Below are 23346 nucleotides of genomic sequence, written 5' to 3' on the forward strand. Positions count from 1 at the left end.
GTTCAGCGCGGGAGCCGGGACTTCCCCTCTGAGCAACCTGGGGCCGGGCTGTCCGAAATGCCGCTCGCGGGCTTCATCACGGTGCGTGACCACAACTTTCGGTCCCTGAGCCGATCGTTCGGAGCGGGGCGAGTAGGGTGGCCGCATGAGCCATGCCCAGCCGCCCGCCGGCCCTCTCACCATCGCGCGGCTCGCGGAGCTGGCCGGGGTGTCCGCGGCGACCGTGTCCAAGGTCGTCAACGGCCGCTCGGAGGTCGCCCCCGAGACCCGGGCCGTGGTGGAGAGCCTGATCCGCGAGCACGGCTACCGGCGGCGCAAGCGGCGCGTCAGCCCGTCCGCGCTGATCGAGCTGGTCTTCCGGGCGCTCGACGGCGACTACCCCATCGAGATCATCAAAGGCGTCGAGCAGGTGGCCCGCGAGCACGGCCTGGCCGTGGTGCTGTCGGAGCTGCAGCACCGCGACACCGGCGGCACCGGCTGGATCGAAGGCGTGCTGGGCCGCCGCCCGAGCGGCGTGATCGCGGTGTTCTCCGGCCTGAGCGGCGAGCAGCGCGACCAGCTCGCCGCCCGCGACATCCCGCTCGTGCTGCTCGACCCGAGCGGCGACCCCGGGCACCGGCTGCCGTCGGTCGGGGCGGGCAACTGGAGCGGCGGCCTGTCGGCCACCCGCCACCTGCTGGAGCTGGGGCACCGGCGCATCGGCGTCATCACCGGCCCGCGGTACGCGCTGTCCGGCCGGGCCCGCCTCGACGGCTACCGGGCGGCGCTCGACCAGGCCGGCGTCCCCGCCGACCCGGAGCTGGTGGGCGAGGGCGACTTCCACGTGACGGGCGGCCTGGCGGAGGGCCACCGGCTGCTGCGGCTGCCCGACCGGCCCACCGCGATCTTCGCCGGCAACGACGCCCAGGCCATGGGCGTCTACCGGGCCGCCTACGACCTGGGGCTGCGCATCCCCCACGAGCTCAGCGTGATCGGCTTCGACGACCTGCCGCAGATGCGGTGGGCGATCCCGCCGCTCACCACGGTCCGCCAGCCGCTCACCGAGATGGCGGCGACGGCCACCGGCATGCTGCTGACCTTGGCCAGCGGCGAGCCGCTCACGCAGAGCCGGGTGGAGCTGGGCACCGACCTGGTGGTGCGCGGGAGCACCGCGCCGCCGCCCGAACGATCGGCTTGAGGGCCGGAAGTTTCGGGCCGCCGGGCGCATGAGGACGTCCGCGGCCGTCACGCAGGGTGAGCCGGGCGCGGCCGGGCGGGAGAAAACGGACGGACAGCGTCCGTTGACGCACCAGGGCCCGCATCTTACGTTGAGGGTGCATGACGGGTGATTCACATCACTCCCGGCTAGCGCGGTGAGGTGCGTCCATGGCCCTTGACGAAGCGACGACCCAGTTCCTGCTGCAGATGGGCGAGAGCGGCGTCAAGCCGCTGCACGAGATGACCCCCGAGGAGGCGCGCCTCACTTTCAGCGCGCTCCGCGACCTGTACGGGACCGGGCCCGAGATGGTCCGCGTCGAGGAGGCCGTGGTCAAGGGCGAGGACGGCGGCTCGTTCGGCGCCCGCGTCCTGGTCCCGTCCGAGACCCCGCGCGGCGTGATCGTCTACTACCACGGCGGCGGCTGGGTGATCGGCGGCCTCGACGAGTTCGACACCCTGGCACGTCAGCTCGCCGCCCGCACCGGCTGCACGGTCGTCCTGGCCGACTACCGGCTGGCCCCCGAGCACCGCTACCCCACCGCGGCCCGCGACGCCTACGCCGCCCTGACCTGGGCCGCGACTGCGTTCCCCGGCCTGCCGATCGTGGTCGCGGGCGACAGCGCGGGCGGCAACCTGGCGGCGGTCGTGGCCCGGCGCGCCCGCGACGAGGACGGGCCGCCGATCCGGCTGCAGGTGCTGGTGTACCCGGTGACGGACTGCGACCTCGACAACGCCTCCTACACCGCCCCGGACAACCAGCTCATGCTGAACCGCGACTCGATGATCTGGTTCTGGGACCACTACGCGCCCGACCACGCCACGCGCGCCGACCCGGACGCCTCCCCGCTGCGCGCCGCCGACCTGTCGGGGCTGCCGCCCGCGCTCGTCCTGACCGCCGAGCACGACGTGCTGCGCGACGAGGGCGAGGCGTACGCCGAGCGGCTGCGCCAGGCCGGGGTGCCGGTCGAGCTGAAACGCTTCGAGGGCCAGATGCACGGCTTCTTCCAGATGGTCAACGTGCTGCCCGGCAGCGCGGCCGGCATGGGGACGGTGAGCGAGGCCGTGACCAGGAGCCTGTCGTGAGCGCGGCGGCCCGGTACGACGCGGTGGTGATCGGCGCCGGCTTCTCCGGCCTGTACATGCTGCACCGGCTGCGCGGCCTCGGCCTGACCGCCCGCGGGTACGAGACCGGCGACGACGTCGGCGGCACCTGGTACTGGAACCGCTATCCGGGGGCCCGCTGCGACGTCGAGAGCGTCCAGTACTCCTACTCCTTCGACGACGACCTCCAGCAGGAGTGGGAGTGGAGCGAGCGCTACCCGTCCCAGCCGGAGATCCTGCGCTACGCCCGCCACGTCGCCGACCGCTTCGACCTGCGCCGCGACATCACGTTCGAAACCCGGGTGACCGGGGCGGCCTGGGACGAGGCGGCCCGGGTGTGGCGGGTGGAGACCGACCGCGGCGACCGCGTCGCGTGCTCGTTCCTCATCACGGCGGTCGGCTGCCTGTCGGCCGCGCGGGTGCCCGGCTTCCCCGGCGCGGACTCCTTCCGGGGCGAGAGCCACCACACCGGCCGCTGGCCGCACGAGGGCGTGGAGCTCGCCGGCAAGCGGGTCGCGGTGATCGGCACCGGCTCCTCCGGCATCCAGGCGATCCCGGTGATCGCCGGGCAGGCCGCGCACGTGACGGTGTTCCAGCGCACCCCCAACTTCAGCCTGCCCGCCTGGAACCACCCGATCGACCCCGAGCACGCCCGCTGGGTGAAGGCCAACTACGCCGCGCTGCGCCACGACATGCGCACCTCGGCCGTGGGCCTGCTCGGCGTCTTCAACGACAAGCCGGTGCTGGGCACCGGCGAGGAGGAGCGCAACCTGGAGTTCGAGGCGCGCTGGGCCCAGGGCGGCTTCTCCTTCCTCGGCGCGTACGGCGACGTCGCGATCGACCCGGCGGCCAACGAGATCGCCGCCGAGTTCGTCCGCGGCAAGATCCGCGAGATCGTCCGCGACCCGGAGACCGCCGAACTGCTCTGCCCGCGCGACCACCCGATCGGCAGCAAGCGCATCTGCGTCGACACCGGCTACTACGCCACCTACAACCGCCCCGACGTCACGCTCGTGGACGTGCGGCGCGACCCCATCGAGGAGATCACCCCGACCGGCGTGCGCACCGCGGCCGGCCACCACGAGGTGGACGTCATCGTCTACGCCACCGGCTACGACGCGATGACCGGCCCGCTGCTCGCCCTCGGCCTCACCGGCAAGGGCGGCCTGTCGCTGCGGGACAAGTGGCGGGCCGGGCCGCGCGCGTACCTGGGGCTGATGACGGCGGGCTTCCCGAACCTGTTCACCATCACCGGGCCGGGCAGCCCGTCGGTGCTGAGCAACATGATGGTCTCGATCGAGCAGCACGTGGACTGGATCGCCCGCTGCCTGGAGCGGCTGCGGGCCGGCGGGATCGCCGTCATCGACGCCGACCCCGTGGCCGAGGACGCCTGGGTTGCGCACGTCAACGAGGTCGCGAGCTTCACCCTCTACCCGCGCGCCGACTCCTGGTACATGGGCGCGAACATCCCGGGCAAGCCGCGGGTGTTCATGCCGTACGTCGGCGGGGTCGGCGCGTACCGGGACAAGTGCGACCAGGTGGCGGCGGACGGCTACGAGGGGTTCGTGCTGTCCGCCTGACCACCCGGCCGCGGGCGGCGGGTCAGCCGCAGTGCTCGAACGGGCTGTCGTAGGCCGACGAGCCGGCCTTGCCGCCCCACTTGACGCACTTGCCGGCGGCGGCGGCCCGGACCGGGCCCGCGTAGTAGGCGAAGTTGCCGCTGTCGGTCACCCGGGTCTTGCCCTGGACCTCCAGGTAGGCGCTGGTCGCGCTGGCCGTGCCGAGCGAGGTGGCCTTGATCGTGGCGACGCAGTTGTAGCCCGTGCCGCTGTTGTAGAGCAGGTAGACGGTGCCGGACGTGCCGAGCGCCGCCTTGTCGATCACGCTGTAGCCGGAGCCGCAGACCTCCTCGGGGGTGTGCGGGTTGGTCGGGGTGGTGCTGCCGGTGACGTACTGCATGTACGTCGACCAGTTCCAGTTCGAGCCGGGGTCGGTGTGGGTGGCGCCGGGCACCTCGTTGTGGCCGATGATGTGCGAGCGGTCCTTCGGGATGCCGTAGCGGTCGGCGATGTTCCTGGTCAGCGCGGCGGAGGAGCGGTACATCGCGTCGGTGAACCAGGAGGCGTCGCTGACGTAGCCCTCGTGCTCGATGCCGACCGAGCGGCGGTTGTAGTCGCCGGCGTGCCAGGCGCGGTCCTTCTCCCGCACCATCTGGGTGATGGCGCCGTCGGAGGAGCGGACGACGTAGTGGGCCGAGACGCCCGCGCTGGGGTTCTGGAACCAGGAGATGGTGCCGGCGTAGGAGCCCTGCGTGACGTGGATGACGATGCGGTCGATGGCGTCGCTCGCCGGGCGGCTGGAGACCGCGTAGTTGGAGCTGCTGGCGGCCACCCACGTCGCGCCCGGGTAGTCGACCGCGGCGGCGGCGAGCGTGTTGGGCGCGTCGAGGTCCTTGGCCTTGGCGTACGGGCCGCGCCGCGGCTCGACGGCGCGGGCCGGCACGGTGACGGTCTCGCCGCCGGGCGTGGCGGCGCGCACCCCGGCGGCCAGGAGGTCGTAGACGTCGTCGGCGTACAGGCGGGCGACGTCGGCCGAGGCGGCGCCGCCGTACCTGGCGACCGCCTGGTACCACTGGGCCGGGTCCTTGCGGGCGGCGGCGCTCAGCCCCAGGTCGTCGGCGTGGGCGCGGAGCACGGCGGCGCCGCCGGCGATGTTGGCCGCGTCGTCCGTCCTCAGCTCGGCGGCGGGCCTGCCGGTCAGCGTGGCGGCCTTCTCCAGCGCGTGACCTGCGGGGTTGCCGACCAGGTGCATCACGCCGTAGCCGCCGCTGGCGCTGGGCTCGCCGTCGTGGCCGTCCAGGTGGGTCTCGGCGTAGGCGAGGGCCACGAGCAGGTCGCGGGGGACGTCGTACTGGGCGGCCGCCTTGGCGAAGGCGGCCGCCATCGGGCCCGCTGACGCGGTGGTGAACGCTGCCGCAAATGCTGTGGGTGCGGCCTGGGCGGCGCCCGGGTGTGTGGCGAGGGGGATCAGCGCGCCGGCCACCAGCACGGCGGCGCATCGGCGGAGTCGGGACTGCACGGGTGTGTCTCCTCAGGGGGGTCGGAGGGAAGGAGCGGCCGCCGCGGAGTGCGTGGAGGGGGCGGCGGCCGCTCCGGACCGGGGGGTTCGGCGGCGGCCGGTCAGCCGCAGTGCTCGAACGGGCTGTCGTAGGACGACGAGCCGGCCTTGCCGCCCCACTTGACGCACTTGCCGGACGCGGCGGCCCGGACCGGGCCCGCGTAGTAGGCGAAGCTGCCGCTGTCGCTCGCCCGGGCCTTGCCCTGGACCTCCAGGTAGGCGGTGGTGGCGGTGGCCTTGCCGAGCGAGGTCTTCTTCAGCGTGACCGCGCAGTTGGTGCCGTTGGCGGAGTTGTAGAGCAGGTACGCGGTGCCGGCCGTGCCGAGCGCGGCCTGGTCGATCACCTTGTAGCCGGAGCCGCAGAGGCCCGCCGCGGTGTACGGGTTGCCGCTGCCGCCCGAGCAGGAGTTCTTGCTGGTCAGCGTCTGGGTCGGGTAGCCGAAGGTCACGCCGCCGAAGGTGGCCTTGCGGATGTTGCCCGGGTAGCCGGTGCCCTGGCGGACCTCGTAGTGCAGGTGCGGGCTGATGTTGTTGCCCGGCTTGCTGGTGTTGCCCACCGTGCCAATCTTCTGGCCCTGCTTGACCTGGGCGCCGGCGGACACCGAGCGGGCGTTCAGGTGGGCGTAGTACGACGTCCAGCCGCCGCCGTGGTCGATCTTGACGAGGTTGCCGTAGCCGTTCGTGGAGCCCTGGTGGGCGGAGATCACGACGGTGCCGGCCGCGGCGGCCACGACGGTGTCGCCGAGGTCGGCGTTCGCGGTGCTGCCGCGGTTGAAGTCGATCTCGTACGACTGGTGGGCGCTGCTGTTGCTGGAGTTGCCGGTCCACTGCTGGCCGCACGGGAACGGGAGCTGGAAGGCGGGCGCGGCCAGCGTGGACACCTCCGGGACCCGCACCTGGTCCGGCGGGTCGTTCGGGTCCGGCGCCGCGGAGGCGGTGGCGGACGGGCTCGCGCTCGGCGACGGGGCCAGCGTGGCGGACGCGGCGCCCTGCCCTCCGACAAGCCCGGCAAGCAGGACAAACCCCACCGTAAGGGCCCTTGTGGGTCTCATACGGATCCTTTCTGGATCAACTGGTGCTGCGCTCTTGCTGGCGAACAAGATTGCGGGTCCGGCATACAGAGAACATCCAAAATCGGTATAAAGACCGAGCCGGCATGAACGACGACCCGACGAGCAGGCGCTCCGCGCCACCGGAGGAGCAGGTGCGTTCGTAGTGGTTGACCAGCCGAACTTCGGCGTCCTCGGGCCCCTGCTGGTCCGCACGGCCGACCGGCCGCTGCGCGTCGCGGGGCGCAAGCCGCGGCTGCTGCTGGCCTCGCTGCTGCTGGAGGCCGGCCAGGTCGTCGGCTCGGACGCGCTCATCGAGGTGTTGTGGCCGGAGCGCGCGCCGTCCTCGGCCGTGGCGAACCTGCGGACCTACGTCAGCGCGCTGCGCGGCCCGGTCGGCGCGGCCGGCGGCCGGATCGTCGCCCACCCGTCCGGCTACGCGATCGAGCTGGCCGCCGGGCAGCTCGACCTGTCGCTGTTCGAGGAGCTGGCCGGGCGGGCGCGGGCGGCCGGCGACCCCGGGGAGGCGGCCGGGCACCTGCGCGCGGCGCTGGCCCTGTGGCGCGGCGCGCCGCTGGCCGACCTGCCCGCCAGCCCCGTGTGGGACGAGCGGCTGCGCTCGCTCGTGCAGGCGCGGCTCGGCGCGGCCGAGGAGCTGGCGGAGGCCAAGCTGGCCCGCCAGGAGTACGCGGCGGCGGCCGACGACCTGCGCGCGCTGATCGGCGAGCACCCGTACCGGGAGGACCTGTGGCAGCGGCTCATCCTCGCGCTGCACCGCGGGGGACGGCGGGCGGAGGCGCTGCGCGCCTACACCGAGATCCGGCGGCAGCTCGTCGCCGACCTCGGCGTCGAGCCGGGACAGGACCTGCGGGACGCCCACGCCGCGGTGCTCGCCGACGAGCCGCCGTCCCCGCCGCCGTACCGGCCGCCCGTGCCGCACCAGCTCCCAGCCGACGTCCCCGACTTCACCGGCCGCGTCGCCGACGTCGCCGCCCTCACCCGCCTGCTGTCCCCCGGCCGTCAGGGAACCGGCGAGCCGGACACGGACGGGCCGCCGGTGATCGCGGTGGTGGCCGGGCCGCCCGGCGTCGGCAAGAGCGCGCTGGCCGTGCACTGCGCGCACGCCGTCCGCGACGCCTACCCCGAGGGCCAGCTCCACCTGTCGCTGAACGGCACCGCCGCGACCCCGGCCGCGCCCGCCGACCTGCTGGCCGAGGCGCTGCGCTCGCTCGGCGTGGCCGAGGCCGCGTTACCGGCCGCCACGCACGAGCGCGCCACCCTCTACCGCTCGCTCCTCGCCGGCCGCCCCATGCTGGTCTTCCTCGACGACGCCGCCGACGCCGCCCAGGTGCGCCCCCTGCTGCCCGGCAGCGGCTGCGCGGTGCTGGTGACCAGCCGCCGCCGCCTCACCGAGCTGCCCGGCGCGCGGCTGCTGGAGCTGGACGCGCTCACCCCGGCCGAGGGCGGCGAGCTGCTGGCCAGGATCGCCGGCGCCGCCCGGACGGCGGCCGAGCCGGAGGCGGCGCGCGCGATCGTGGCGGCCTGCGGCGGGCTGCCGCTGGCCGTCCGCGTCGCCGGCGCCCGGCTGGCCGCCCGCCCCGGCTGGCCGCTGGAGGAGCTGCGGCGGCGCCTCGCCGACGACGACACCCGCCTGGACGAGCTGCGCGCCGGCGACCTGGAGGTCCGCGCCACCTTCGAGCTCAGCTACCGCCGGCTGCCCGGCGAGGCCGCCCTGGCCCTGCGCGCGCTCGGCCTGCTCGGCCCCGGGAGCGTCCCCGGCTGGGTGGCCGACGCCGCGCTCGACCGGCACCGCAGCCACGCTGTCGTGGACGCGCTCGTGGACGTCAGCCTGCTCCGCCTGGCCGGCACCGACGCCCTCGGCCAGCCCCGCTACCGGCTGCCCGACCTGGTGCGCCGCACCGCGCGGGAGCTGGCGGGCGGCGAGGCCGGGCAGCGGGCCCTGACACGGGTGCTGGGCGGCTGGACCAGCGCCGCCGAGCACGCCGCCGCCCGCCTGCCGACCACGTTGTTCAGCGTCACGGCCGGGAGCGCGCCCCGCTGGAGCCCGGCGCCCGACACCCTGGGCCGGCTCACCGCCGACCCGCTGAGCTGGTTCGAGGCCGAACGCGAGTCGCTGGTGGAGGCCGTGCGGCTGGCGGCCCGCAGCGGCCCGGCGGAGGCGGCGTGGGGGCTGGCCGCCACCCTCGTCCCCTACTTCGACCTGCACTGCCGCCTGGACGAGTGGCGGCTGACCCACCGGGTCGCGCTGGACAGCGCCCGCGCCGCCGGCGACCGGCGCGGCGAGGCGGCCATGCTGCGCGGCCTCGCCCAGGTCAGCCTCTACCAGGACCGCTACGCCGAGGCGGCCGGCATGCTGCGCCGCGCCCGGGTGATCTTCCGCGAGCTGGGCGACGCCCGGGGCGAGGCGATCTCCATCTGCGGGCTGGGGGCGGTCGAGGAGTTCTCCGGCCGGCACCTGCGGGCGCTCGGCTGCTTCCGGCACGCCCTGGCCATGTTCCTGGCCGAGGGCGACGCGGGCGGCGAGGCGTACGCGCGGCAGGCGATCGGCCGCGTCCACCTGTCGCTGCAGGACCTCGGGCAGGCCTCCCGCTGGCTCGGCGACGCGCTGCGGCTGGCCGGCGAGCTGGGCGACGACCACCGCGAGGGCTGCGTGTCCGTGCAGCTCGGCCGCCTGCACGACCTGGCCGCCGAGCCCGACGAGGCGATCCGCTTCCAGGGGCGGGCGCTGGACATCTTCCAGACGCTGGGCGACCGGCACTGCGGCGCGTACGCGCTGCGCGGCCTCGGCGGCCTGCGGGCGGCGCGCGGCGGGCGTTCGGACGGCTCGGCCGAGCTGCGGCGCTCGCTGGAGATCTTCCAGCAGCTCGGCGACCGCAGCGGCGAGGCGGACGCCGTCCAGACGCTCGGCGAGCTGTACCGGGCGGCGGGGCGGCCGACGCTGGCCGCGCACTACCTGCACCGCGCCGCCGAGCTGCGCCGCCAGGTGCGCGCGGGCGCCGCCGAGCCGCGCCTCGAGGACGCCCTGCCCGCTTCCTGAGCCCGGCGGGCGGCCCGCTCCCGCGGTCGGCCAGACTGGAGGCATGGAGTACGTCGGCAGGGTGCCCGCCCCGCCACTCGACCGGTACATCGACGACATCTACTGCCTGACCGGGACTCCCCGCCACCGCCGGATGAACGTCCCGCCGATGCCGTCGGCGCACCTGTTCGTCAACCTCGGCGAGCCCGTCCGCCTGCTGGACCCCCATCCCGCCGTGCTCACCGACGGGTGGTTCATGGGGGTGTGGACCAGGCGGTTCCTGCTGGAGTACCCGGCGTCGGTGCGGATCGTCGGGGTGCACTTCAAGCCGTGGGGGCTGGCGCCGTTCACCGGCGTGCCGGCGGGCGGGCTGCGCGACCTCTGGGTGCCGGTGGACGCCGTCTGGCCGGGTGCGGCCGGCCGGGTCCGCGAGCGGGTGGGCGGCCTCGCCCCGGCCGGCGAGGCGCTGCGGGTGATGGAGGAGGAGCTGCTGTCGCGGCTCGCCGAGGTGCCGGCGCGCGGCCTCGGCCTGGTGGAGCACGCGGGCGGGCGGCTGGAGGCCTCCCACGGCGGGCTCGCGGTCAGCGCGCTGGCCGACGCCGCCGGGGTGAGCGGCAACCACCTGACCGCGCAGTTCAGGTCCCATGTCGGGATCACGCCGAAGCGGATGGCGCGGATCTACCGGTTCGCGCGGCTGATCGTGTCCGTGGACGCGCTGCGCCCGGCCGGCTGGGCGCACCTCGCGCAGGCGGCGGGCTACTTCGACCAGGCGCACTTCAGCAAGGAGTTCAAGGACTTCACCGGCCACACCCCGAAAGAGTGGCTGGCGCTGCGCCGCCGGTTCCCCGCCGAGCGGGATTTCCCGCCGGACAGCGGCCCGATGCCCGCCGAGTGATTTTTTACAAGCCCGGCTCCTCCCCCGGACGCGATGATCGGAGGCGAACGCACAAGGAGGAGAACCTGTGGGCACAGTGATCATGCACAGCGTGGCGTCGGTGGACAGCTTCATCGCCGACCCGAAGGACGACGTCGGGCCGCTGCACGACTGGTACTTCGCCGGGGACGACCCGATCATCGGCGGCGGCGACCGGGGCTACGACCACTCCGGGAGCGGCAGCGCCTTCCAGGTCTCCCGCGCCTCGGCGGACTACGTCCGCTCCACGTGGGCGGCGATCGGCGTCATCGTGATGGGCCGCACCCTGTTCGACCTGGTGAACGGCTGGGAGGGCCGGCCGCCCGCCGGTGACCACGTGGTCGTGGTGTCGCACCGGCCCAAGCCCGAGGGCTGGCACCCGGAGGCGTCGTACCATTTCGTGACGGACGTGCCGGCCGCGATCGCCAGGGCCCAGGAGCTCGCCGGGGACCGGATCGTCGCGGTGAACGCCGGCGACGTGGGCGGCCAGGCCCTCGCGGCCGGGCTCGTGGACGAGGTGGCCATCGACGTGGTGCCGGTGGTGTTCGGGGCGGGCAAGCGCTACTTCGGCTCCGTCGAGGGGCGGCTCCTGCTGGAGGACCCGCACGTGGTCATCCAGGGCGAGCGGGTGATGCACCTGCGGTACAAGGTGGCGCGCTGACGCGCTCCCCGGCGGCCGGTCCCGAACCGGTCGGCCGGCTGCTCGACCCGGCTCAGCGCCGGGCACGGGCGGCGGCACGGCTCCGTCGAGCCGGAGCTAGCGGCGGACGCCGACGGCCTCCAGGTACTCCCCCGCCGCCAGCATCGTCCCGTCGCCGCCCCGGTCGAACGTGACCGGCACCTCCGCCAGGTCGGCGGCGAAGCGTTCGCGGGCGGCCGGGTCGAGCGTGCCCGCCAGGCGGTGGATCGGCCCGTAGTAGGCCATCATCCAGTCGGTGAAGTGCCCCGGCGAGCGGAAGGCGAAGTCGAAGGTGCGCGTGGTCAGCGCCGTCCACTCGACGTCGTCGCCGAACAGCTCCGCCAGCCGTTCCCGCGTCCCCCACAACATGGGCGAGCGGACCTGCGGCGGGGGCGGGGCGTAGGCGCCGATCGTGCGGAACAGGCTGCCGATCATGCCGTCCGGGGTCCAGCTCGCCAGCGCGATGCGGCCGCCTGGCCGCGTCACCCGCAGCAGCTCGGCGGCGGCCCGCGGCTGGTCGGGCGCGAACATCACGCCGACGGTGCTGAGCACGACGTCGAACCCGGCGTCGGGGAAGGGCAGCGCCTCGGCGTCCCCCTCGGTGAACGTCACCTCCAGCCGCTCGGCCGCGGCCCGCCTGCGCCCCTGCTCCAGCAGACCGGCCACGTAGTCGACACCGGTGGCGTCGGCGAAGCGCCGGGCCCCGGCGATGGCGGCGTTGCCCTGCCCGCACGCCACGTCGAGCAGGCGCTGCCCGGCCCGTACGCCGGCCGCCTCCACCAGCCGCTCCGCCATGGCCTGCAGCATGACGCCGACGCGGGCGTAGTCGCCCGACTCCCATGCCGTCCGCTGCCGCTCCTTGACGGCCTGCAGCCCGGTGCCGGCCGCCGGTCGCGGTGTCGTCCCCATGTGTCCTCCCTGCTGTGGTGCGTCCTGACAGGAGGGCGTTCCATGGCGTTCCACGCCGGCGGGCGCGCTCACCGCCGCTCGGCGCCGAAGCGGGCGGCGTGCCCGGCGGCCCAGTCGAAGAGGGTGGCGGCGGGCCGGCCGGTGAGGTCCGCCACGGTGGTGGTGACGGCCGGGGGCGGCGCGGCGGCCATCGCGGCGTAGCCGGCCAGCAGCTCGTCCACGAAGCCGGCCGGGAAGGACGGGTCGGCCAGCAGGCGGGCGCGCTCCTCGCGCGGCGGCAGCTCGCGCCAGCGCAGCGGGCGGCCGATCGCCCGGCCGATCACCTCGACCTGCTCGGCCTGGGTCAGGACCTCGGGACCGGTGAGGGTGTGGCGGCGGCCGGCGTGGCCGGGGCCGGTCAGCGTGCGCACGGCCACGGCGGCGATGTCGTCCTCGTGGATCGGGGTCATGGCCAGCGACCCGTACGCGCCGCGCACCTCGTCGCCGGCCCTGATCTGCTCGCTCCACCACAGCGTGTTGGCCATGAAGGAGCTGGGGCTCAGCACCGTCCACTCCAGGCCGGAGCGTTCGATGAGGCGTTCCACGGTGGCGTGCCAGCGGGCCACGGGGCTGGGCTGCTCCTCGGGCGCGAGGCCGGGCAGGACGCCGCCGCCGGTCATGAAGACGACCCGCCCGGTGTGCCGCCGCAGCGCGCCGACGAGGGCGGGGGCCGGCTCCGCCGAGTGGAACGGCCACATCAGGAACGCCCCTTCGACGTCGCCGAGGTCCCGCAGGTCTGGCGTGATCACCTCGACGCCCCGGGGCAGGCCGGCCGCGTGCGGGCGGCGGCTGGTGGCGCGGACGGCGGCGCCCGCCAGGACCAGGCGCTCCACCACCCGCCGGCCGACGGTGCCGGTGGCGCCGAAAACCAGGTATGTGCTCATGCCGCAACGATCGGGCAGCCCGGCCGTCCACGGCGGCCGGCGGCCGCAGGGTGACGGAAACCGGCATGGGATGATGGATCATGACCAGAACCAGCACGCTCGACGGCCTGGACCGCGCTCTCGTGCACGCGCTCCAGCTCGACGGCCGGGCCTCCTTCCGGGTGGTGGCGGAGGTGCTGGGCACGTCCGAGCACACGGTCGCGCGCCGCTACCGGAGGCTGCGCGCGGCGGGCGTGGTGCGCGTGGTCGGCCTGCTGGACGGCGCCCGGCTCGGACGCACGTCGTGGGCGGTGCGGCTGGTGTGCGCCCCGGACGCCGCCGTCGCCGTCGCGCAGGCGCTCGCCCGCCGCGAGGACACCGCCTGGGTGCGGCTGGTGTCCGGCGGCACGGAGATCGTCTGCGGCGTCCAGGCCGGCACGGACGGCGAGGACCTGCTGCTGCGCAGGCTGCCGCGCACGCCGCGCATCGTCGCGGTGTCCGCGCACGCGACGCTGCACCTGTTCGCCGGGTGGCGCAGCCGCGTGGCGGCCCTGTCGCCGGAACAGGCCGGCCGCCTCCGCCCGCCCGCGCCAGCGTCCGCGCCCGGCCGGACGGCGCGGCAGGGCCGGACGGCGCGGCGGGGCCCCGGACGTGGTGCTGGATGCGCAGGACCAGGCGATGCTGCGGGTGCTCAGCCGCGACGGGCGGGCCGGGCACGGCGAGCTGGCGGCGGCCGCCGGCTGCTCGCCCGCCACCGCCCGCCGCCGCCTCGGCCAGCTCCGCGCCGCCGGCGTGCTCCGGTTCGACGTCGAGGTGCCGCCGCGGGCCCTCGGCCACCACGCCGAGGCGTGGCTCTGGATGAAGGTGCGCCCCGCCCGCCTGACGGCCGTGGGCGCCGCGCTGGCCGCGCACCCCGAGGCCGACGTGGTGGCCGCCGTCACCGGCCCCGCCAACCTGATGGCCGGCGTGACCTGCCGCGACACCCGCGACCTGTACCGCTACCTGACCGAGCGGGTCGCGCCGCTCGACGGCGTCCGCGAGCTGGAGACCGCGCCGGTGAGCCGCACGGTCAAGCGGGCCGGCGCCGCCGTCCCCTGATGCCGTCCCCTGATGCCGTCCCCTGAGGCCGTCCCCTGATGCCGTCCCCTGATGCCGTCCCTGCTCAGGCCTGGCGCCACTCGGCGACGGCGCCCGCGTCGTGCAGCGTGAGGTCGGGCGCGGCCTCCAGGGCCCGCTCCGCTCCCCCGGGCGTGTAGGTGACGATCAGCCGCAGCGACCGCCAGGTCGCGTTGTACGTCGAGTGCACGACACCCGCCGGGATGTGCACCGCGTCCCCCTCCCTGATCGTGAACTCCTCGCCGTCGCCCACGGTCTGGCGGCCCTCCCCGGAGATCACGTAGATGACCTCCTCCGCGTCCGGATGGTTGTGGCGGGCGTGCCCCTTGCCGGGGTTGACGATGACCTCGCCCAGCGTGGCGGCCGCGCCGGGGACGGCCGACGGGGTGACGAACCACTTGATCGCCCCCCAGTCGAAGGCCATCGTGGGCACGGCGTCAGGGCTGACGTGCATGGGGCGTCTCCTCCGGATCGCTCGCTCAGAAGCTCAGGGACTTGAAGGCGCGGACCTGCTCGGTGATGGCCCGCTCGGTCGGCAGCCGCTCCATCGACGACGCGCCGAAGAAGCCCGCCACGCCCTTGGTGCGCGACAGCACGTATGCGGCGTCGTCCGGCTCGGCGATGGGCCCGCCGTGGCAGAGCACCAGCACGTCGGGGCGCACGGCGGTGGCCGCGTCCCGCATGGCCTGGACGCGTTCGGCGGCCTCGTCCAGGCTCAGCGCGGTGCCGGCGCCGATGCTGCCCTTGGTGGTCAGCCCGACGTGCGGCACGAGCACGTCGGCGCCCGCCTCGGTCATCGCCCGCGCCTGGTCCTCGTCGAAGACGTAGGGGGCGGTGACGAGGTCGCGCTCGCGGGCCAGCCGGATCAGCTCGACCTCCAGGTCGTAGCCCATGCCGGTCTCCTCCAGGTTCTGCCGGAAGGTCCCGTCGTACAGGCCGACGGTCGGGAAGTTCTGGACGCCGGCGAAGCCCATGGCCTTGAGCTGGTCCAGGAAGTACGGCATGACCCGGAACGGGTCGGTGCCGCACACCCCGGCCAGCACCGGCGTGTCGCGGACCACCGGCAGCACCTCGCCGGCCATCTCGACGACGATCTGGTTCGCGTCGCCGTACGGCAGCAGCCCGGCCAGCGAGCCGCGCCCGGCCATGCGGTAGCGGCCGGAGTTGTAGATGATGATCAGATCGACGCCGCCGGCCTCGGCGCACTTGGCCGACAGGCCCGTGCCGGCGCCCGCGCCGACGACGGGCCGGCCGGCGGCGGCCGTGGCGCGCAGCCGGTCGAGGACGTCCTGCCTGTTCATGAGGTACCTCCGGTGATCAGGTCGTGCAGCCGGTCGGCCATGGCGCGGCCGAAGGCAGGGTCGTTGATGTGCAGGTCGAGGTCCTCGACGGCGACGGCCGAGCCGCGCAGGCCGTCCTCCATGGCCTCGAAGCAGGCGGCGTCGGCCTTGGCGTCGGCGAAGGCGCCGCCGGGCGCGTCGAGCGCGGAGACCCCCTGCCGGGGCAGGAAGAGCGCGGCCGGGCCGGTCGCCGCGCGCAGCTTGGCGGCCACGCGGCGGCCGAGCTCGCGCATCTCCTCCGGCGTGGTGCGCATGAGCGTCACCGTGGGGTTGTGCACGTACAGGAGGCGGTCGGCGAACTCGGGGGGCACGGTCTCGCGCGGCCCGAAGTTGACCATGTCGAGCGCGCCGGGCGCGACGACCTGCGGCACGCCGTGGCGGCCGGCCGCGGTGAGCCGGTCGGGGCCGGCCGACAGCACGCCGCCGACCAGGTCGTCGGCCAGCTCGGTGGTGGTCAGGTCGAGCACGCCCGCCAGCATGCCGCCGGCCGCCAGGCCCTCCAGCGCCCGGCCGCCCGAGCCGGTGGCGTGGAAGACCGACACCTCGTAGCCGAGCTCGCCGAGCCGTTCGCGGGCGGCGTCCACGGCCGGGGTGGTGACGCCGAACATCGACGCCCCGACCAGCGGCCGGTCCGGCAGCCCGGCGGTCTGCACGGCCTTGGCGAGCTGGTAGGCCCGCGCCATGCCGGCCGCGGCGGCGGCCGCGTTGCCGAGGATGGCCCGCGAGAGCCGGTTGATGCCCGCGATGTCGACGACGCTGTACATCAGCGTGACGTCCCTGGCCCCGACGTACGGCGAGACGTCCCCGGCCGCCATCGTCGAGACGATGAGCTTGGGCAGGCCGATCGGCAGGTCGCGGACGGCCCGCGCGGCGATCGACGAGCCGCCGCTGCCGCCCACCGCGAGCACCGCGTCCACCCGGCCGTCGGCGTGCAGCCCGGCGAGGACCGCCGCCGCGCCCTCGCCCATCGCGGCCACGGCCGCGCCCCGGTCGCCGCCCTCGCGCAGCGCCCGCAGATCGGCTCCCGCCGCCTCGGCGACCCGCCCGCTCGGGACGTCGGCGAGCAGGTCGTCGCCGTGCTCGCCGACGCCCGCGTCTATCACGATGACGTCGCTGCCCAGCTCGACGAGCCGGTTGCGCAGCCACGCGTACTCCTCGCCCTTGGTGTCGAGAGTGCCGATCAGTACGACGGACGGCACATGCCTCACCTCTTCGCTCGTTGACCCTGTGACGGGGCCGGGGATGTGCCCCGTCAGCCGGGGTTCCACGCCGCCCGCCCGGCGCGGCGCCGGCTTGGCTGCGCGGGCCGCCCGCCGGTGCGCGGGCGTGGGCGGGCCCCGGCACCCGCGACGACCGGGTGACGGCTCTCAGGGGGTGACGACGGCCCGGCCCACCAGTTCGCCGCTCTCCAGCAGCCGGTACGCCTCCCCCGCCCGCTCCAGCGGGATCGTCGTCACGCGCGGCGCGATCAGCCCGCGCGCGGCCAGGTCCAGCACCTCGGCCAGCTCGGGCCGGCTCCCCCAGTACGTCGTCTGCACCGACACCTCGTACGGGACGCCGAAGAACGACACGGGCAGCGTGCCGCCCGCGATGCCGACGATCGTGAGGTCGCCGAGCACGCGGGTCACGGCGACGCCGAGGGCGAGGGTGTCGCCGGAGCCGACGCAGTCGATGACGACGTCGGCGCCCCGGCCGCCGGGGGTGCCGGCGCGGATCTCGGCGGCGGCCCCCTCGCCGGGCGCGACCGCGTGGTCGGCGCCGTGCGCGAGGGCGTCGTCGCGGGCCGCCTGCCGCACGTCCACGACGACGACGCGGGCGGCCGTGGTGGCCTTGACGATCTGCACCGCCAGGTGGCCGAGCCCGCCCGCGCCGATGACGACGGCGGTGCTGCCGGGCGTCAGCTTGGGCCAGGAGCGGCGGACGGCGTGGTAGGGGGTGAGCGCGGCGTCGGTCAGCGGCGCGGCGGCCACCGGATCGAGCCCGTCGGGCAGCGGCACCAGGTGCCGGGCGTCGGGGACGAGCAGGTACTCGGCCATGCCGCCGTCCTGGCCGAGCCCGCCTCCGCCGCCGGGCCCGGGCGAGCCCGCCGGGTCCTCGCAGTAGCTCTCGACGCCGGCGCGGCAGCGGGCGCAGGCGCCGCAGCCCCAGGCGCCGTGCACGGCCACCGGCGTCCCCACCTCCGGCCCGCGCGCGCCGGGGCCGAGGGCGTGCACCCAGCCGGCGTTCTCGTGGCCGAGCGTGAACGGCGGGCCCCAGGACAGCAGCCCCGGCCCGAAGTCGCGCATGAGGTGCAGGTCGGAGTGGCAGGCGCCGGCGCCGCCGACCTTGACCACCACCTGACCCGGGCCGGGCTCGGGGTCGGGCACCTCGACGAGTTCGGGGTCGGACTTCCAGGCCGTCAAGCGCAGGGCGCGCATGCCCGTCACCTCCTGCTTCGTTCGCGGTCGTGCCGGGGATCAGCCTCCGATGCGGACGGGCAGCGCGCGCGGCCCGCGTACCTGGCCGGCGGCCCACCGCACCGCCGCCGGGTCGGCCAGCGAGAAGACCGGCACCCGCTCCAGCCACACCTCCAGCGCCACCCGCAGCTCCATCCTGGCCAGGTGCGAGCCCACGCAGCGGTGGATGCCGAGGCCGAAGGCCACGTGCCGGTTGACCTCCCGGTCGATGACCACCTCGCCCGCCCGCTCGAACTGCGCCGGGTCACGGTTGGCCGCCGGGAAGGACAGCAGCACCCAGTCGTCGGCCTTCATGTCCACACCGTGCCAGTGCATGTCCTCCTTGACCAGCCGCGCCATCGTCACCGGCGCGTACACCCGCAGGAACTCCTCCATCGCGGTCGGCAGCAGCTCCGGCTCGGCGACCAGCCGCTCGCGGTCGGCGGGCGTCTTCGCCAGGTGCCACAGGGACGCGCCGATCGCGCTCCACGTGGTGTCGATGCCGGCGATGAGCAGCAGCGCCATCGTGCCGGCCACGTGGGAGGGGTCGAGCTTGCGGCCGTACAGCTCGGCCTCGATGAGGTAGGTCGTGAGGTCGTCGCGCGGGTGGTCGAGGTGGTCGCGGATCTGGGCGAGCAGGTAGTCGAACAGCTTGCCCATGCGCTCGATGCGCTCCTCGGGCGGCCGGTTGACGCCTTCCAGGGAGTTCTCGATGAACTCACGGAAGCGCGGCCCGTCCTCCTGCGGGAAGCCGAGCATGTCGGCGATCACCCGGACCGGGATGTGCTGGGCGTAGTCGCGGGCGGCGTCCACGACGTCGCGGCCCTCGAGGGCGTCGATGAGCGAGTGGCAGAAGGCCCGGGTGGACTCCTCGCGCCGGGAGACGGCCGTCTTGGTGAAGGCCGGCAGCAGCAGCTTGCGCGCGTCGTGGTGGAAGGGCGGGTCGGAGGAGATCGGCGGCGTGCCGCCGACCGGGGCCAGCTCGCGCGGGGGGCGGAAGTTGCTCATGATGATCGACCGGGACGAGAAGCGCTCGGTGTCGTAGGCGACCGCCACGACGTCCTCGTAGCGGGTGGGCAGCCAGCCGCCGCCGAACCGGCCGGTGTGCGCGATCGGGCAGCGTTCGCGCAGCTCGTCCTGGATGGGGTACGGGTCCGCCGCCCACTCCGGCTCTAAGTGGGAGAAATCAGTCGCCCAGTCGGAGACCGGGCCGGTGATGATCTCGTTGCGCGTGCCGAGCGGCTGGTCCTCGCGGGTCTCCCGGAAATCCTGGGTGAAGCGGTCGTCGACGGTCATGGCAGGGCCTCCTAGAGGATCTCGATCGCCCGCTCGGGGCAGTTGGCCACGGCCAGGCGGGCCGTCTGCTGCTCGTTCGCGGGCACGACGCCGTCGCCGAGGACCTGGCCATAGCCCTCGTCGTCCTCGCCGAACAGGGCGGGCGCCAGGTCGTAGCAGCGGCCGTGGCCCTGGCAGCGCTCCGGGTCGATCTTGAGTTTCACTGTGGTGCTCCGCTCTGTGGTGGGGTGCCGCCGCCTCCTCCGGGGGCGAAGGCCTGGACGACCCGGGCGAGCAGCGCCGTCCACTCCGCGTCGTCGACGGCGTGCAGGTCGGGGGTGATGAGCGCGCTGCCCATGGACAGCAGCAGGCAGAAGTGCGCCAGCGCGTCCGCCGGCAGGGCGGGGTCGAGCTCCCCGGCGCGCTGCGCGGCCCGGACCAGCCCGGCCAGCCATTCGGCCCGCTCGCCGACGTAGTCGTGCATGGGGCTGGCCATGTCCGCGTCGCGGCGGGCGGCGGTGAGCGCCTCCACGACGAGGTAGCCGGGGGCGTCGCGGCGGCGGGACAGGGACCGGCCGAGCACGAGCAGCAGCTCGGTCGCCGACCGGCCCGGATCCGCGGCGACCACCGCGGCCAGCTTCTCCCGCCCGTGCGCGCGCAGCGCCGCCACGATCAGCTCGGCCTTGGAGCCGAAGTGCGCGTACAGGGCGCCGTTGCTGACGCCCGCGGCGGCGGCGATGTCGGCGACGCGCGTGCCGTCGTAGCCGCGCGCGGCGAACACCTCGGCCGCGGCGGCCAGCAGCCTCTCCCGGGTCTCGGCGGCGGTCACTCCGGCTATGCGGCCCATGTGGGAATTAAAAGAGCGTTCATTTGATGCGTCAAGAGCCCCCCGCTCCGATCGTGTGAGGCAGGAGGTCAGGCCAGGGAAATGATGGCGGTCTGACCCCGGCGGCTGGCGTTGGTGGTTCCACCGGCGTACACGGACGAGGACTACTCCCAGCCGGAAGGGCCGGAGATCATCACCGTCAGGCGAATCGAAGATTGGACGATCGCCATCGAGGACTGCAGCTGGCGAGCCTCGCACATGGACGGCCTCTGCCCTCCCCGCCTACGCCATCGACGGGGAATACCTCTCCGACATCAACCCGACCTTCCCCCACCGAAGGCAAGGCGCGGAACCTGACCGGCTCAACCGACACCTCCGTGAGCTCGGCATCGATCCAGCCGCCGACGACCATATCGAGAACGCCATCCCGGCGGCCCTGGCCATCGCCAGCCGGATCACCAACGTCGTGCTCACCCCGGAGCACCTTCGCCGCCCGATCCTCGGCGCCGCCATACCCGGCGCCTACTGATGCTCGCCTGGACCGTCCCTTCGCCATCTCGACACCATGCCCGACATGAGTGTCGGCCTGATCATCGCGATGCCTCTCCGTCAGTGAGCGCTCATCGACGCCTGCATGGACAACGACGCCAGCGTCGAGACCGTGACCAGCGAGGCTCGCGGGCCGAACTGGCCCGCAGCATGCGCAGGACCGGCTGGGATCAGCTCACCCACTGGACACCCGACGTTCCCGGCTCACACGCCCGGCTCACAGAAGCCACCCGACGCACGGGCGTGACACTTTCCAGACCTCACCGTTCATCGCGACGAGGTCGTCCGAGCAGCGCGAGCCCGGCCGCGAGCAGGGGCAGCGCCGCGGCCAACACGACGATCAGCACCCACGGAGTCTCGAACGGCACCCGTGGCGGTGCCTCCCAATCGACGGAGGCGGTGAAGGGCCAAGCCAGCAGCAGGCCGGCGACGCATCCGACGACCGCCCCCGTCACCGTCCCGGAGGCCGCCGCCAGGGCCGCGCGGCAGGCGGTCAGGGCGCGTACGGCCGATGATGAGCCGCCGACGCGGTGCAGGAGCCGGGGTGAGCGGCGGGAACAGACCGTGGCCACCAGCGCGCCGACGAGGGCGACGACGGTCAGCGTTCCCGATGCGTACAACGGCCCTGTCGGCTCCTGGAACCCCTGCTCCAGGTACGCCTCGCCGTTCTCGCCCAGCCGCTCCTGAAGGCGATCGCGCTCGGCATCCGAGACCCGGCGCAGGGAGGGATCGACGACCAGTGCCTCCGTGCCGAGCTGGACACCCAGGTCCCGCAGGACTTTCGCGGGGATGAAGACCCTGTCGAGGCCGGACGACACCGGTTCCACGACGATCGCCGGGATGCTCGTGGTGGTCTTCCGGTCGTCCAGGGACGGGTAGTAGTCGATCTCCGCGGTGCTGAACCCGTCGTCCCCGGCCGTGACCGTGACAGCCCGGCCCTCGTCGTACGGGAACACGAGGTTGCCCGTGAGGTAGCGGAGCAGCGCCTCGTCACCGATGTAGCCCCCTGAGCTCACACCGTCCTGGGCGGACACGACCAGGCGCGACGGCCAGTGCGGGGCGAGGCGTTCCGCGACCGGTACGCCGGGCAGAACCTCCTGGACGGCCGCCCGCGCGGCCGCCGCGTCCTGCGGCGAGAACGACACGATGAGCGTGCCCGGCCGCTCGTACGCGACATAGTTGGCCCTGGCCTGCGCCGTCGTGGCCCCGCCGACGATCGCCACGATGACGGCGGCGGCCGCGGCGCCCATGGTCAGCGCCACCGCCGGAGACGTACGTCTGCGCTGGTCGGCCAGGTGACGCGCGGCCAGTCGTAAAGGCACCGGCAGCCGCGTCCCGCCCCGCCCGAGCACACCCAGCAGCCAGGGGACGAAGGGCCCCAGCCCGACCACGAACACCGACGCGCCCGCCATGGCCCCCAAGATCATCACCGCGGCCTCGAAGTCGTCATAGTGACCGTCATGACGCGTCGACCAGGCCGCGAACCCCATAACCGCGAGCCCGCACAAGGCCACGAGCGCCCCCGAGACCAGGTGACCGGAACGTATCCCGCCGTGGCGCCCGGGAGGAGCGGCCACCGCCGCGAAGATCGTAATGCAGCTCGCGAAAAGCGCGGGCGCGACCATCACCAGACCGACGATGAGGAAGAGAACGTCGAACACGGCACGAGGCTAGGGGCAACCGATCATGTAGGGAACCCTGTCAGCCCCGCAGCCGCTCGACTGTGCTCACCCGGGCCGCCTCGGCCGCCGTCGCCGCCCGTACCTCCACGTGGTCGTCCTCGTTGCGCAGGATGGTGACGATCCCGGTCAGCAGACTGTTGCCGCGGATGGGGTCGCGGGCGACGATCTGCCGGTCCACCGACAGCACTTCGGCGTAGGCGTCATCGTCCTTGCCCCACACCCAGGCCCGGCCGCTGTGCCCGGGATCGGGCCCGATCAGGACGGTACGCACGTCGGACGCCTTGAGCACCATCGTGGGCGCGTCGTCCGGGTTCAGCTCCCGGCCGACGCGCCTGTCCACGCGCAGCCGGGCGGCGTAGTGCTCCAGCCTCGACCGTGACCAGGACTCCACGTGGTTCGGCAGGTTGCCGAGCAGGTCGTAGCGCAGATCGCCCAGTACCTCCTCGACGCGCCGCCACGCCTCGTCCGGCGCCTGGGATCCGGCCGGGGGAACGGGTTCGAGGTGGTCCGTCCCGGGGGCGTACCGCATCACCAGGGTGGCGGGATCGGGCCGGGGGTGCGGCCGCAGCGCGGGCCACTGCTCCGGCCGCGGCGCCTGAGCGCCGGGAGGCAGCGGTACGAGCTCGCGCATCCTGGCCGCGGCCAGCCCTCTGGCCTCCGACTCCGAGCGCAGGGCGGGAGCGGCGGCGTCGGCCAGTGGCCAGAACCGCAGCAGGAACGACTCCTCGACCGCTTCGAGCTCGCTGTCGTCCCAAGGGGCCGGCTCCATGCGCACCTGACCGGTGTAGGCCCGCAGGCCATAGGCGCAGAAAGGCGGGCCGATCAGTAACTTCTGCCCGCTCGGGCTGTATCCGATCCCGCTCACCTGCGCGATGCCGTACGAGCTCAGGTAGACGATCTGCCCGGCCTGTGTCCAAGGCTCGCCAGGCGCGTCGAGGGGTTCGGAGTCCCACGCCTCCATCCGTACGCGGGCCGTATTCGCCCCGCTCTCCAGCTCGACCCCGTCCAGCGCGAGACCACCCGGCTCGGCCAGCATCACCCCGGACTGTCCCTCCTCCTCAGGCTCGAGGGAACCGGCACCCAGGCCGAATCGTCCGTACGACACCGGCACCTCGTCCTCGACCCAGCGGATCAGCTCGGCCATCCAGCCCTCCCTCGCGATCGTCATGTACGGAGGCCGACACTGACGACCGCTCCCGACACTTGCGCCGCCCATATG

At 74.4% G+C, this 23346-nt stretch carries 22 protein-coding genes and 1 pseudogene; 9 read left to right on the plus strand and 14 right to left on the minus strand.

Annotation, left to right across the window (positions count from 1 at the left end; genetic code table 11):
- The first annotated feature begins 145 nt into the window (after positions 1-145).
- The 3 genes from MF672_RS17445 to MF672_RS17455 all read left to right on the plus strand — a co-directional run bounded on the left by MF672_RS17445 (position 146) and on the right by MF672_RS17455 (position 3878).
- Positions 146-1177, plus strand: coding sequence for a LacI family DNA-binding transcriptional regulator (locus MF672_RS17445; RefSeq protein ID WP_242382088.1), 1032 nt, complete (start codon positions 146-148; stop codon positions 1175-1177).
- Between the two features lie 188 nt (positions 1178-1365).
- A complete protein-coding gene (locus MF672_RS17450; protein ID WP_242382087.1) occupies positions 1366-2280 on the plus strand; it encodes an alpha/beta hydrolase in 915 nt (304 codons plus the stop codon).
- A complete protein-coding gene (locus tag MF672_RS17455; protein WP_302893227.1) occupies positions 2277-3878 on the plus strand; it encodes a flavin-containing monooxygenase in 1602 nt (533 codons plus the stop codon). The genes MF672_RS17450 and MF672_RS17455 overlap by 4 nt, the downstream gene beginning before the upstream one ends.
- A 22-nt stretch (positions 3879-3900) precedes the next feature.
- Here MF672_RS17455 and MF672_RS17460 read toward each other — a convergent pair whose 3' ends face one another.
- Both MF672_RS17460 and MF672_RS17465 read right to left on the minus strand, forming a co-directional pair.
- Positions 3901-5376: an N-acetylmuramoyl-L-alanine amidase gene (locus tag MF672_RS17460; RefSeq protein WP_242382086.1), complete on the minus strand. Its 1476-nt coding sequence runs from the start codon at positions 5374-5376 to the stop codon at positions 3901-3903.
- Positions 5377-5477: 101 nt separating this feature from the next.
- Positions 5478-6443, minus strand: a complete 966-nt coding sequence (locus tag MF672_RS17465) for a M23 family metallopeptidase (protein WP_242382085.1) — start codon at positions 6441-6443, stop codon at positions 5478-5480.
- A gap of 187 nt (positions 6444-6630) precedes the next feature.
- On the opposite strand from MF672_RS17465, the gene MF672_RS17470 reads away from it, so the two are divergent.
- From MF672_RS17470 to MF672_RS17480, 3 genes are all read left to right on the plus strand, one after another.
- Positions 6631-9522 carry an AfsR/SARP family transcriptional regulator gene (locus MF672_RS17470; protein WP_247815272.1) on the plus strand — a complete coding sequence of 964 codons (2892 nt, stop codon included), beginning with the start codon at positions 6631-6633 and terminating at the stop codon, positions 9520-9522.
- Positions 9523-9565: 43 nt separating this feature from the next.
- Positions 9566-10396 (plus strand): helix-turn-helix domain-containing protein, encoded by an 831-nt coding sequence (locus MF672_RS17475; protein ID WP_247815273.1) that lies wholly within the window; start codon positions 9566-9568, stop codon positions 10394-10396.
- A 67-nt stretch (positions 10397-10463) separates the two neighbouring features.
- Positions 10464-11075 carry a dihydrofolate reductase family protein gene (locus MF672_RS17480; RefSeq protein ID WP_242383880.1) on the plus strand — a complete coding sequence of 204 codons (612 nt, stop codon included), beginning with the start codon at positions 10464-10466 and terminating at the stop codon, positions 11073-11075.
- A 96-nt stretch (positions 11076-11171) separates the two neighbouring features.
- Here the strand turns inward: MF672_RS17480 and MF672_RS17485 are convergent, their stop codons facing one another.
- Together MF672_RS17485 and MF672_RS17490 are read right to left on the minus strand one after the other, a co-directional pair.
- On the minus strand, positions 11172-12002 hold the full coding sequence (locus tag MF672_RS17485) for a class I SAM-dependent methyltransferase (RefSeq protein WP_242383881.1): 831 nt from the start codon (positions 12000-12002) through the stop codon (positions 11172-11174).
- Positions 12003-12070: 68 nt separating this feature from the next.
- On the minus strand, positions 12071-12925 hold the full coding sequence (locus tag MF672_RS17490) for an SDR family oxidoreductase (protein ID WP_242383882.1): 855 nt from the start codon (positions 12923-12925) through the stop codon (positions 12071-12073).
- A gap of 80 nt (positions 12926-13005) precedes the next feature.
- Here MF672_RS17490 and MF672_RS52165 point away from each other — a divergent pair.
- A pseudogene (locus tag MF672_RS52165) lies at positions 13006-13107 on the plus strand (Lrp/AsnC family transcriptional regulator); the annotation flags it as partial.
- 26 nt (positions 13108-13133) lie between these two features.
- On the opposite strand, the gene MF672_RS17495 reads toward MF672_RS52165, so the two are convergent.
- Positions 13134-13382 (minus strand): hypothetical protein, encoded by a 249-nt coding sequence (locus tag MF672_RS17495; protein ID WP_247815274.1) that lies wholly within the window; start codon positions 13380-13382, stop codon positions 13134-13136.
- Positions 13383-13555: 173 nt separating this feature from the next.
- Between MF672_RS17495 and MF672_RS17500 the strand changes: the two genes are divergently transcribed.
- Positions 13556-14002 (plus strand): Lrp/AsnC family transcriptional regulator, encoded by a 447-nt coding sequence (locus MF672_RS17500; RefSeq protein WP_247815275.1) that lies wholly within the window; start codon positions 13556-13558, stop codon positions 14000-14002.
- Positions 14003-14066: 64 nt separating this feature from the next.
- On the opposite strand, the gene MF672_RS17505 is transcribed toward MF672_RS17500, so the two are convergent.
- The 7 genes from MF672_RS17505 to MF672_RS17535 form a co-directional block, all read right to left on the minus strand.
- Positions 14067-14474: a cupin domain-containing protein gene (locus MF672_RS17505; protein ID WP_242381943.1), complete on the minus strand. Its 408-nt coding sequence runs from the start codon at positions 14472-14474 to the stop codon at positions 14067-14069.
- A gap of 25 nt (positions 14475-14499) precedes the next feature.
- Positions 14500-15321, minus strand: coding sequence for a phosphoenolpyruvate hydrolase family protein (locus tag MF672_RS17510; RefSeq protein ID WP_242381944.1), 822 nt, complete (start codon positions 15319-15321; stop codon positions 14500-14502).
- Complete coding sequence (locus tag MF672_RS17515; protein WP_242381945.1) at positions 15318-16559, minus strand: Tm-1-like ATP-binding domain-containing protein; 1242 nt, start codon at positions 16557-16559, stop codon at positions 15318-15320. The genes MF672_RS17510 and MF672_RS17515 overlap by 4 nt, the downstream gene beginning before the upstream one ends.
- Before the next feature lie 168 nt (positions 16560-16727).
- On the minus strand, positions 16728-17777 hold the full coding sequence (locus MF672_RS17520) for an NAD(P)-dependent alcohol dehydrogenase (protein WP_242381946.1): 1050 nt from the start codon (positions 17775-17777) through the stop codon (positions 16728-16730).
- Positions 17778-17816: 39 nt separating this feature from the next.
- Positions 17817-19091: a cytochrome P450 gene (locus MF672_RS17525; RefSeq protein ID WP_242381947.1), complete on the minus strand. Its 1275-nt coding sequence runs from the start codon at positions 19089-19091 to the stop codon at positions 17817-17819.
- Positions 19092-19102: 11 nt separating this feature from the next.
- The gene (locus MF672_RS17530; protein WP_242381948.1) at positions 19103-19294 is read right to left on the minus strand and encodes a ferredoxin; all 192 of its coding nucleotides are present in this window, start codon (positions 19292-19294) and stop codon (positions 19103-19105) included.
- On the minus strand, positions 19291-19917 hold the full coding sequence (locus MF672_RS17535; protein WP_242381949.1) for a TetR/AcrR family transcriptional regulator: 627 nt from the start codon (positions 19915-19917) through the stop codon (positions 19291-19293). The genes MF672_RS17530 and MF672_RS17535 overlap by 4 nt, the downstream gene beginning before the upstream one ends.
- A 268-nt stretch (positions 19918-20185) precedes the next feature.
- Here MF672_RS17535 and MF672_RS52170 point away from each other — a divergent pair, with 268 nt between their 5' ends.
- Complete coding sequence (locus tag MF672_RS52170) at positions 20186-20425, plus strand: DUF6461 domain-containing protein (RefSeq protein ID WP_407654775.1); 240 nt, start codon at positions 20186-20188, stop codon at positions 20423-20425.
- Positions 20426-20705: 280 nt separating this feature from the next.
- On the opposite strand, the gene MF672_RS17540 is transcribed toward MF672_RS52170, so the two are convergent.
- Together MF672_RS17540 and MF672_RS17545 are read right to left on the minus strand one after the other, a co-directional pair.
- Positions 20706-22106, minus strand: coding sequence for a hypothetical protein (locus MF672_RS17540; protein WP_242381950.1), 1401 nt, complete (start codon positions 22104-22106; stop codon positions 20706-20708).
- A 40-nt stretch (positions 22107-22146) separates the two neighbouring features.
- Entirely contained in the window at positions 22147-23295 is a 1149-nt protein-coding gene (locus MF672_RS17545; protein ID WP_242381951.1) for a hypothetical protein, read from the minus strand.
- Positions 23296-23346 lie beyond the last annotated feature (51 nt).

Source organism: Actinomadura luzonensis (genome assembly GCF_022664455.2).
Lineage (GTDB): Bacteria > Actinomycetota > Actinomycetes > Streptosporangiales > Streptosporangiaceae > Nonomuraea > Nonomuraea luzonensis.